This is a genomic window from Cellulomonas pasadenensis (genome assembly GCF_047229365.1).
Classification (GTDB): domain Bacteria; phylum Actinomycetota; class Actinomycetes; order Actinomycetales; family Cellulomonadaceae; genus Cellulomonas.
The window spans coordinates 1-10,867 of record NZ_JBFTEP010000121.1 but is presented as its reverse complement, the minus strand read 5'-3'; the positions used below and the strand labels follow the sequence as shown (position 1 = coordinate 10,867).

Annotated in this window: 7 protein-coding genes; 3 read left to right on the top strand and 4 right to left on the bottom strand. The window is 75.4% G+C overall.

Annotated features, from left to right (window positions below):
• The 4 genes from AB6N23_RS14700 to AB6N23_RS14685 form a co-directional block, all read right to left on the bottom strand.
• Positions 1 to 1,274: ABC transporter ATP-binding protein (locus tag AB6N23_RS14700; protein WP_412866761.1), on the bottom strand; the 1,274-nt coding region annotated here is incomplete at its 3' end.
• Between the two features lie 32 nt (positions 1,275 to 1,306).
• Entirely contained in the window at positions 1,307 to 2,143 is an 837-nt protein-coding gene (locus AB6N23_RS14695; protein WP_412866760.1) for a carbohydrate ABC transporter permease, read from the bottom strand.
• Positions 2,140 to 3,117: a carbohydrate ABC transporter permease gene (locus tag AB6N23_RS14690; RefSeq protein WP_412866759.1), complete on the bottom strand. Its 978-nt coding sequence runs from the start codon at positions 3,115 to 3,117 to the stop codon at positions 2,140 to 2,142. Before AB6N23_RS14690 ends, AB6N23_RS14695 begins: the two co-directional genes overlap by 4 nt.
• A complete protein-coding gene (locus AB6N23_RS14685; RefSeq protein WP_412866758.1) occupies positions 3,114 to 4,442 on the bottom strand; it encodes an extracellular solute-binding protein in 1,329 nt (442 codons plus the stop codon). The genes AB6N23_RS14690 and AB6N23_RS14685 overlap by 4 nt, the downstream gene beginning before the upstream one ends.
• A gap of 68 nt (positions 4,443 to 4,510) precedes the next feature.
• Here AB6N23_RS14685 and AB6N23_RS14680 point away from each other — a divergent pair, with 68 nt between their 5' ends.
• The 3 genes from AB6N23_RS14680 to AB6N23_RS14670 all read left to right on the top strand — a co-directional run.
• A complete protein-coding gene (locus AB6N23_RS14680; protein ID WP_412866757.1) occupies positions 4,511 to 5,977 on the top strand; it encodes a class II fumarate hydratase in 1,467 nt (488 codons plus the stop codon).
• Positions 5,978 to 6,182: 205 nt separating this feature from the next.
• Positions 6,183 to 9,512: an FtsX-like permease family protein gene (locus tag AB6N23_RS14675; protein WP_412866756.1), complete on the top strand. Its 3,330-nt coding sequence runs from the start codon at positions 6,183 to 6,185 to the stop codon at positions 9,510 to 9,512.
• Positions 9,509 to 10,867 (top strand): hypothetical protein (locus AB6N23_RS14670; protein WP_412866755.1); only part of this gene is annotated, 1,359 nt, incomplete at its 3' end. The genes AB6N23_RS14675 and AB6N23_RS14670, both read left to right, overlap by 4 nt.

Here is a 10,867-nt window from a genome sequence, read left to right as displayed (position 1 = left end):
AGACTGGGCGTGCTCCGCTCGGCGCGCCGCGCGTCGCGCCGCTGCGCCCGCTCGAGCGCGCGCGCCCGCTCCGACTCGCTCTCGGCGTCCGCGGCGCGCGCGGCCTCCTCGTCGTAGGTGAGGTTCTCCCCCGTCTCGGGGTCGAACACCATCAGCCGCGCCGGGTCGAACCAGAGCTCGGCGACGTCACCGTCGCGCACGTGGCTCTCGGCGCCCAGTGCCGCGACGAGCTGCGTGCGCATGCCCTCGCCGTCGAGGTCCCGGTCGAGCTCCTCGAGCGTGCCGCGGACCTCCTCGCGCGTCTCGAACGGCACGTACGCGTAGAGCTCCGCGCCGAGCCACTCCACGACGTCGACGTCGGCCTCGAACGTGACGCCCTTGGCGACGGTGGCCTCGTCGAGCGTGTCGACGTCCTCGAGGTGCTCGGGCCGCAGGCCGACGATGACGAGCTGCCGGTCGCCGATGCGCCGGCGCAGCGCGTCCGACAGCGGGACGTCCGCGAGGGGCATCCGCAGCACGTCGCCCTCGACCTGGCCGGGCAGGAAGTTCATCGGCGGGGAGCCGATGAAGCCGGCGACGAACAGGTTGACGGGCTGCTCGTACAGGGCCCGCGGGCTCGCGGCCTGCTGCAGCACGCCCTTCTTGAGGACGGCGACGCGGTCGCCCAGCGTCAGCGCCTCCGTCTGGTCGTGCGTGACGTAGATGGTCGTCGTGCCGAGCCGGCGCTGCATGCGGGAGATCTCGGTGCGCATCTGCCCGCGCAGCTTCGCGTCGAGGTTGGACAGCGGCTCGTCGAACAGGAACGCGCGGGCGTCGCGGACGATCGCGCGTCCCATCGCGACGCGCTGGCGCTGCCCGCCGGACAGGTTGGCCGGCTTGCGCTCGAGGTGCTCGTTGAGCTCGAGCGTGTCCGCCGCCTTCTGCACGCGCGTGCGGATCTCGTCCTCGGAGTACCTGCCCTTCTCCAGCCGCAGCGGGAAGGCGATGTTCTCGTACACCGTCAGGTGCGGGTACAGCGCGTAGTTCTGGAACACCATCGCGAGCTTGCGGTCGCGCGGCGCCTTGTCGTTGACGACGTCACCGTCGATGACGATCTCCCCGTCGGAGATGTCCTCCAGGCCGACGACCATCCGCAGCAGCGTCGACTTCCCGCAGCCGGACGGCCCGACGAGGATGACGAACTCCCCGTCCTTGATGTCCAGGCTGACATCGTTCACGGCGGGGTACCCGTCGCCGTACTTCTTCACCACGTGGCTCAGCGTGATCGCGGCCATCTGCGCACTCCTCTCGGTCCGGGCGGCGGGCGTCAGCCCTTGACCGCGCCCTGGGTCAGGCCGGCGACGATCTGCCGCTGGAACAGCAGCACGAGCACGACGACGGGGATGGTGACGATGACGGCGGCGGCGGACGTCGCGCCGGTGGGCTCCTCGAACTGCGAGGCGCCCGTGAAGAACGCGAGCGCCGCGGGCACGGGCCGCGCGGCCTCGGTGGACGTGAGCGAGATGCCGTAGACGAAGTCGTTCCAGGCGAGGAAGAACGCGATGATCGCCGTGGTCGCCACGCCCGGGCCGGCCAGCGGCACGATCACCTTGCGGAACGCCTGCCACGTCGTCGCGCCGTCGACCTGCGCCGCCTGCTCCATCTCCCACGGGATCTCGCGGAAGAACGCCGTGAGGGTCCAGATCGACAGCGGCAGCGTGATCGACAGGTACGGGATGACGAGCCCCGCCCACGTGTCGTACAGCCCGATCGAGCGCCAGATGTTGAACAGCGGCGTGACGATCGAGATGACGGGGAACATCGACACGGCCAGCGACAGCCCGAGCACGAACGCCTTGCCCGGGAAGTCGAGCCGCGCGATGGCGTACGCGGTGAGCGCCGCCAGCACGACGGCGATGAACGTCGCGATGAGGCAGATGCCCACGGAGTTGCGCAGCGCCGGCAGGAACAGGTCCGACGCGGAGCCCGTGAGGATCAGCTGGTAGTTCTGCCACGTCACGGCCGACGGCAGGAAGGACCCGTCGTCGAGGTCGGACGGCGCCTTGAGGCTCAGCGAGATGATCCAGGCGACCGGGAACAGGCAGTACAGGATGATCAGCAGGCCGCCGACCCACCACCAGACCTTCGTGCGCGCGGTGCTCATCGGCCACCCCTCGTCGACGCGGCGAGGTTCACCTTGAACCCCTTGACGAACAGCAGGGCGATCAGCGCGACGAGGATCGTCAGCAGGACCGACACGGCGGAGCCGACGCCGATCTCGAGCCGCTGGATCGTCTGCCGGTACGCGAGGAACGCGACCGACTCGGTGCCCGCCGCACCGTTCGTCATGATGAAGATGTTGTCGAAGATGCGGAACGCGTCGAGCGTCCGGAACAGCAGCGCGACCATGATCGCGGCCTTCATGTTCGGGATCGTCACCCGCCACAGCCGCTGCCACGCGGTCGCGCCGTCGACCTTCGCCGCCTCGGCCAGCTCGCCCGGCACCTGCGCGAGGCCCGACAGCAGCAGCAGCGAGATGAACGGCGTGGTCTTCCAGACCTCGGACAGGATGATGACGCTCACCGCGGAGCCGAACGTCGCGAACCAGTCCTTGCTGTCCGCGACGAACGGCAGCCAGCTGTTCACGAACCCGCTCGTCAGGTCGAACATGTAGAGGAACGCGAACGCGGAGACGACCGTGATGATCGCGTACGGGATGAGGATCGCCGTGCGCAGCGCCGGCCGCAGCGTGGTGAGCGCGTGGTTCATCACGAGCGCCAGGCCGAAGCCGAGGACCAGCTCGATCGCCACCGTGATCACCGTGATGAGCACCGTGACGCCGAGCGCCTGCCACCAGATGGTGTCGGTGAGGACCAGCAGGTAGTTCTGCAGGCCCGCGAACGCGCGCGCGTCCGGGTTGGTGAGGCGGTAGTCGAACAGCGAGTCCCACACCGCCTGGAGGATGGGGTAGCCGACCACCGCGACGAGCACGAGCACCGCCGGCGCGCACAGCAGCATGCCCAGCCGGGCCTCCTGCCGGGCGCGGTCGGAGCGGCGCGGCGCCCCGCTGCGGGCGCTGCGACCGCGCGGGCGGTCGTCCTTCGCGAGGGCGGGGGGCGCCCCGGCCACGGAGCTCACAGGAGTGCCTCCCCGCTCAGCACGGCCTCGATCAGCTCGTCGGCCTCGCGCGGGCTCGTGTCGGGGCTGACGGACCCCGGCGCGTGCCACGTGCGCTGCAGGCTGGTGGAGACCTCGTTGTAGAACTGCGTCTGGGGGCGGGGCGCCGCGTTCTGCAGCGAATCGCGGATGACGTCCGCCATGGGGAAGGCCTCCTGGACCTCCGGGTCGTCGAAGGCGACCAGGCTGGACGGCGGGTTGCCGTCGGACACGAAGTACTCCGCCTGCCTCGCCGGGTCGACGATGCACTGCACGGCCTCGAACGCGAGGTCGACGTGCTCGCTGAAGGCGCCGACGCCGAGGTTGATGCCGCCGTAGGGCGGGCGGGACTCCTGCCCCTCGTCCACCTGCGGGTACAGCGCCCACCCGTAGTCCTCGACGACGGACGGGTCGAGCGACCCGGACTCGACCGCGCCGTTGGCGCGCGGCCAGACGAACGGCCAGTTGACCATGAAGCCGGCCTGCTCGTCGTCCTCGAACATGCTCGCGTTGATGTCCTCGTTGGCGTTCGCGAGCTGCGGGCCGCCGACGCCCGCGTCGGCGAGCGTCGCGATGACCTCGGCCGCCCGGCGTCCGGCGTCGGTGTCGAGGGACGGGGCGATGTCCGCGCCCTCCTCCGCCTCCGGGTCGCCGAGCACGTGCCCGCCGGCGGACTCGACCAGCGCGTTCACCCACACGGTGAGCGACTCGGCGCGCACGCCCTGGACCGCGACGGTCTTGCCCTGGTCCGCGGCCGCCTGGACGATCTCGTCCCACGTGACGGGCTGCGTCATGTCGAGCCCCGCCGCCTCCGCCACCGACGTGCGGTACCAGAGCAGCTGCGTGTTGGCCCAGAACGGGACGGTGACGAGCTCGTCGCGGAACGTCGCACCGGCGACGGCACCCTCGGCGACGTCCTGCGTGACGGCCTCGGCGACGTCGTCGGGGATGGGCGCGAGGAACCCCGCGTTGGCGAACTCCGGGATGTACGGCGGGTCGAGCGACATGATGTCGATGGACGCGTCGTTGGCCGCGAGCCGGCGGATGAGCTGCTCGCGCTGCCCGGGGGCGTCGCGCGGCAGGAGCGCCGTCTCGATCGCGTAGGCGCCGCCGGACTCCTCCGTGCACTGCTCCGCGATGCGGGACTGCCCGCCGGAGTCCGGGTTGATGTACCAGGTGAGCGTCGGCGGTCCTGCCTCGGCCGTCGCGCACGCCGCCAGCGGAGCCACGAGGGCCGCCGTGGCGAGCAACGCTGCTCGTCGTCGCACCGTCCCTGCCTCTCTCCCGGGGGTCGGGGTGGACCCCATCCGACTACCAGTCGGCCGGTCCCGCCACCGGAGCGGAACGCGCGTCCACCAGTGGGAGGATGCTGCGCATGACTTCTCCCACCGGTCCCGACGTCGCGGCTGGCCCGGAGGCCGCCGCCACCCCGCCCGCCACGCCCGCCGAGCCCGCGTTCCGCGTCGAGCACGACACGATGGGCGAGGTCCGCGTGCCCGCTCACGCGCTGTACCGCGCGCAGACGCAGCGCGCGGTCGAGAACTTCCCCATCTCCGGCAGCACGCTCGAGCGGGGGCACGTCGAGGCGCTCGCGCGCGTGAAGAAGGCCGCGGCCCGCGCCAACGCGGAGCTCGGCGTCCTGCCCCAGGACGTCGCGGACGCGATCGTCGCCGCCGCGGACGAGGTCGCGAGCGGCGTGCACGACGCGCACTTCCCCGTGGACGTCTACCAGACGGGCTCCGGGACGAGCTCGAACATGAACACCAACGAGGTGCTCGCGACGCTGGCGACGCGGCTGCTGGGCCGCGACGTGCACCCGAACGACCACGTCAACGCGTCGCAGTCGTCGAACGACGTGTTCCCGACGTCGGTGCACGTGGCCGCGACCGCGGGCGTCGTGCGCGACCTCGTGCCCGCGCTCGAGCACCTCGCCGGCGCGCTGGAGGAGAAGGCGACCGCGTGGGCCGAGGTCGTCAAGGCCGGCCGCACGCACCTCATGGACGCGACCCCCGTGACGCTCGGCCAGGAGTTCGGCGGCTACGCGGCGGCCGTGCGGTACGGCGTCGAGCGCCTGCAGGCGGCCCTCCCCCGCGCGGCCGAGGTGCCGCTGGGCGGGACGGCCGTCGGCACCGGCATCAACACGCCCGCCGGCTTCCCGCAGCGGGTCATCGCGCTGCTCGTCGAGGACACCGGCCTGCCGCTCACCGAGGCGCGCGACCACTTCGAGGCGCAGAGCTCGCGCGACGGCCTCGTCGAGCTGTCGGGCGCGCTGCGCACCATCGCGGTCAGCCTGACGAAGATCTGCAACGACCTGCGCTGGATGGGCTCCGGCCCGAACACCGGCCTCGGCGAGCTGGCGATCCCCGACCTGCAGCCGGGCTCCTCGATCATGCCGGGCAAGGTGAACCCCGTGGTGCCCGAGGCGGTGCTCATGGTCTGCTCGCGCGTCGTGGGCAACGACGCGACGGTCGCGTGGGCGGGGGCGAGCGGTTCCTTCGAGCTCAACGTGCAGATCCCGGTCATCGCGTCGGCGGTGCTCGAGTCGGTGCGGCTGCTCGCCAACGCCTCGCGGGTGCTCGCCGACCGCACGGTCGCGGGCCTGACGCCCAACGTCGAGCGTGCCCGCGCGCTCGCCGAGTCCTCGCCGTCGATCGTCACGCCCCTCAACCGCGTGATCGGCTACGAGGCCGCCGCGGCGATCGCCAAGCACGCCGTGAAGACCGGTGTGACGATCCGCCAGGCGACCATCGACCTCGGGCACGTGGAGCGCGGCGACCTCACGCTCGAGCAGCTCGACGCGGCCCTCGACGTGCTGTCGATGACGCGGCCGCCGCAGGCCTGACGCGCACCCCACGACGGCCCGCCCGGCGCGACCGGGCGGGCCGTCGTCGTCCCCGGCGGAAACTTTCCGTCCCCGCACCCCAACCTTTCGGTCGTGTCCGGACCGTGACCGGCAGCGCGTCCCCGGCCCCGCGCGCGACCCCTAGCGTGGGCGCGCACCACGCCCGGCGCGACGAGGTCCCGGGCCGACGCGAGGGGGGAACCACGTGGGGTGGCGGCTGCGCGTGCCGGCCGGCCGGCTGCGGGACCAGGCGGCGGTCGTCGCGACGGTCGCGCTCGTCGCGCTCGTCGCCACGACCCTGCTCGGCACGTTCGCGCTGCTGCTCGACGGAACGGCGCACGACGCGCTCGACGAGGCCCTGCACCGCGCGGACGCCGAGGACGTGCAGATCGACCTGGTCGCGCGCGTCAACGGCGGCGACGTGACCACCGTCGTCGCGACGACGAGCGGGACGCTGCGGGACGTGCTGGGGCGGCTCGACGCCGACGAGGAGGTCTGGCTCACCGGCGGGCTGCACTGGCTGCCCGGTCTGGCGAGCGACGGCCGCACGGCGCCGCTCGCCTACGCGGCCGACTACCCGGCCGTGGCCCGGCACGCCGAGCTCGTCGCCGGCGCGCTCCCCGACCGCGCGCGCGACGACGCGGGGCGGCTGCTCGTCGCCGTGCCGGCCGTCGCGGCGGAGCGGTACGGCTGGCAGGTCGGCTCCGTGGTGGAGGTGGGCGCCGGACCGCGCGAGGGGCCTGACGCGTGGGTCGTGACCGGCCTGCTCGAGCTCGGCGGGCCGCTCGGCACGTGGGACCGCGACCGGCTGGGGGGCGCCGCGCACGACCCGCGGCACCCCGTCCCCGGCGGTGGCGGCATGGTCACGACCGACGCGTGGGGCCCGATGGTCGTCGCGCCCGGCGCCCTGACCGCCACGGACGCGGTCGAGACCGTGCACACGACCGTGGTCCCGCGGCTCGCGGGCGCGCCGCGCGGTGCCGTGGCCGCCCTCCGCACGGCCGTCGACGACGCGCAGCTCGCCGTGACGTCGGCGCTGGACGGCACGCCCGCCAACGCGCGGGTCAGCACGTCCGTGCACCGCACGATCGACGCGACGTGGCGCGAGCTCGCGGTGACGCGGGTCGCGGTCGTCGTCGTCGGCCTGCTCCTGGGCGTCCTGGCGACGACGGTCATGCTGCTCGCGGCCGGCCTGCTCGGCGAGCGCCGCGCCACGGAGAGCAGCCTGCTCGTCTCGCGCGGCGCCTCGCCGCGCCAGCTCCGCTCGCTGGCCGTCCTCGAGGCGGCGGTCCTCGCGGCCGCGGCGACGCTCGTCGCGCCCTGGCTGGCGCTGGGCGCCTACGGCGCGCTCGTCTCGGGCGGGCTGCTCGGCTCGGCGGGGTTCCGCGTGCCGGGCGTGCCGCCGCTCGCCGGCGTCCTGACCTGCGCGGTCGTCGCCGCGGTCCTCGCGGTCGCGGTGGTCCTGCCGCAGTGGCGCTCGGCGGCGTCGGCCCGCGCGGGGCGGGTCCGGCTGGCGCGTGCGGGCGCCGACCTGGCGCTCGTGGCCGTCGCGGGCCTCGCGGCGTGGCAGCTCCTCGGCTACGGCGGGCCCCTGCCGGGCGGCGCGCCCCGCGTCGACCCGGTGCTCGCCGTGGCGCCGGCGCTCGTCGCCGTCGGCGGCGCCGTGCTCGCCCTCCGGCTGGTCCGTCCGGTGGGCGCCGCGGCCGACGCCCTGGCCCGGCGCAGCAGCGCGCTCGTGGGCCCCGTGGCCGCGTGGCAGGTCGCGCGCCGCCCGGCGTCGGCGTCGGGCGCCGTGCTCGTGCTCGCGGTCGCGGTCGCGTGCGCCACGTTCGCGCAGTCCTTCCAGGCGACGTGGCGCACGTCCCAGGTGGAGCAGGTCGAGCTGGCGGTCGGCACCGACGTGCGGGTCGACGACCTCGAGGGCGACGGCGTCGCGAGCTCGCGCGCGGTCGACGAGGTGCTCGCGGCGCACCCGGGCGCGGTCGCCGTCCCGGTCCTGGACCGCGCGGTCACGCTCGGTGCCGCCCTCGGGACCGACAGCACCGCGACCGCCTCCGGGCGGGCCGCCCGGCTCCTCGCCGTCGACACCTCGCGTCCCGACGTGCTGCGCGGCCGCACGGACGCCGGGTGGGCCGCGGTGCTCGCCGACCTGGCACCTGCGCCGCCGGACGACCAGGCGGCGGAGGAGGACCCTCAGCGGACCGCGGCGGTCCCGCTGCCCGGCGACCCGCGGTGGCTCGTGCTCGACGTGACCCCCACCGCGACGCAGCCCTCGGTCGGGCAGGTGAACCTGTCCTTCCTGCTGCGGGACGCCCGCGGCGTGCACGCCTGGACGCACGGCACGCTGCCGAGCCTGCACGAGCCGCTGGAGCTGGCGACGGGTGTGCCGACGCTCGCCCTGCCCGTCGAGCTGGTGGGCGTCACGGCGCACGTCGTGGTCGACGAGGCCGCACCCGCGCTCGAGGAGGGCTTCGGCGCCGACCAGCTGCAGCTGGACCTGAGCGGGGTCCGCGTGGTGGACCGTGCGGAGGGCGCCGAGTGGTGGGAGGCCGGCACGGCGCCGTCCACCCCCGTCGCGATCGGGTCGGTGCGCTGGGGCGGGAGCGCCACGACGGCCCTCGGCGAGAAGCCGGTGCGGCTGCGCCCGGCGGGCACCGACGCCACGACGATCGGCGGGTGGGTCGAGCTCACGGACACGTGGGCCGGGGCGGGCGGCACCCTGCGCGCGACGGCGTGGACGCCGGACGAGGGCGGCGTCCCGGTCGTCCTCGCCGCCCCCGTCGCCGCCGACCTCGCGCTCGGCACCGGCGACGTCGTGGTGGTGACCGTCGGCGAGACGCGCGTCCGGGCGCGGGTCGCGCGCGTCGCCCCGCACCTGCCGGGCGCGGCGCGCGGGCCCGACCTGCTGGTCGACACGCGGGCGCTCGGCCGGGCGCTGGCCGACGCGGGCAGCATCGCGCAGCAGGTCGACGGGTGGTGGGTCACGGTCCCCGCCGGCGACGACGCCGCGCGTGCGGTCGGCCACGACCTCGCGGCCGTCGGGGCGGGCGACGTGACCGTCCGCGCCGACGCGGCCGCGGACGCGACGCGCGGCCCGCTGCGCGTCGCCGTGCCCGTGGCCCTCGGGCTCGTGACGCTCGCCGCGGGGCTGCTCGTCGTGGTCGGCATCGGCGCGAGCGCCGGCGTGGCGGTGCGCGGGCGCCGCCTGGAGCTGGCCCGCCTGCAGGCGCTCGGCGCGGACCGGCGGGACCTCGTCCGCGCGCTCGTGCTGGAGAACGCCCTCCTGGTCGCGCTCGGCACCGCCGCCGGCGTCGCCGTGGGCGTGCTGCTCGGCCACGTCGTCGGGCCGGTCCTGACGACGTCCCCCGACGGGCGCAGCCCGTCGCCGCCCGCACGCGTGGTGTGGGACTGGCTGCCGCAGACCGGCCTCGTCGGGGCGCTCGCGCTCGGCGCGTGCGCCACCGTCGCCGTCGTGGGGACGTCGCTCGTGCGCCGCACCACCGGCGCGCTCCTGCGACTGGGGGACGACCGATGACGACCTCGGCGACGCGCCTGCGCGCCACGACGGCCGGCGCCCTGCTCGTCGCACGGCGGCGCGCCGCGCAGGACGCCGGCCTGCTGGCCGGCACCACGCTGCTCCTCCTCGCGGCGCTCCTCCTGGCCCTCGCGCTGCCGCGGCTCGTCGACCGTGCCGCCGACACCGCCGCGCGCGCGGCCGTCGAGCGCGCCGGCACGGCCGCCGACCTCGTGGCCGACCCCGGCGGCTCGGTGGTCGGCGACGTGCTGGGGCCCGCGGCCGCGACGGCGGGCTGGCTCGCCGCGGAGTTCCCCACGGGGCTCGGGCCGCGGAGCGCGTCGGCGCGGACGTCGACGTTCCTCGCGGACGCCCCCGGCGGCGACCGGTTCTTCACGCGCCTGGCCGTCGTGGTGCCGCTGGAGGACACGGACCGCGCCGACGGGCTCGTGCGCTGGGTCGCCGGCACCGCGCCGGCCCCGGTCCCCGCGGAGCTGCAGGCCGGGCCGGAGCGGCCCGAGCTGCCCGGCCGCGTCGAGGTCGGCATGAGCGCCGCCGCGGCGCGGACGCTCGGCGTCACGGTCGACGACGGGCCGTTCGTCGTCGAGCGCGGGCGCACCGCCCGCGGGGTCGAGTCCCTCCTGGTCGTCACCGGCCTGTACGAGCCGCTCGACCCCGGCCACACGGCGTGGCGCGACCTGCCCGAGCTGGTCGACGTCGTGCCCGTGACCGCCGCGTCGGACGTCGACACGCTGGCGGGGCTGTACGTGCCCGTCGGCGTGCTCGAGGACCTCGCGAGCGTCGTCACGCCGCAGTCGCTGCAGACGACGGTGCGGGCGACCGTCGACACGACGCGCACCACGCTCGACGACCTGCGCGCGCTGCGCCGCACGGTCCAGCACGTGTCCGCGACGTCCGGCCGCGTCAGCACCGACCTGCCCGCCGTGCTCGACGCCTTCGAGGACCGCCTCGTCGCCGCGCGCGCGCAGGCGTCCCTCACGATCATCGGTATCGCCGCGACGGCGGCCCTGTGCCTCGTGCTCGCCGGCGGCCTGCTCGCCGGGCGGCGCCGCGCGCTCCTCGCGGCGGAGCGGGCACGCGGCGCCTCGCTGGCGTCGGTCGTCGTGCGGGCGCTCGTCGAGACGGTGCCGCTCGTGGTCGTGACCGCCGCCGTGGCGGTCGCCGTGGTGCTCGTGGCGCTGCCCGGCGCGACCGGGACCGTCGCCGTCGCCGGGGCCGTCGCCGCCGTGGCGGTGCTGTCCCCCGCGGTGCTCGCCGCGCGGGCGGCCGCCGCACGGGCGAGTTCCTCGTCGACGTGCTGGACAGCCCGTACGCGATGGAGGTGCTGCGCGGCGTCACGCTCGCCGCCGAGGAGG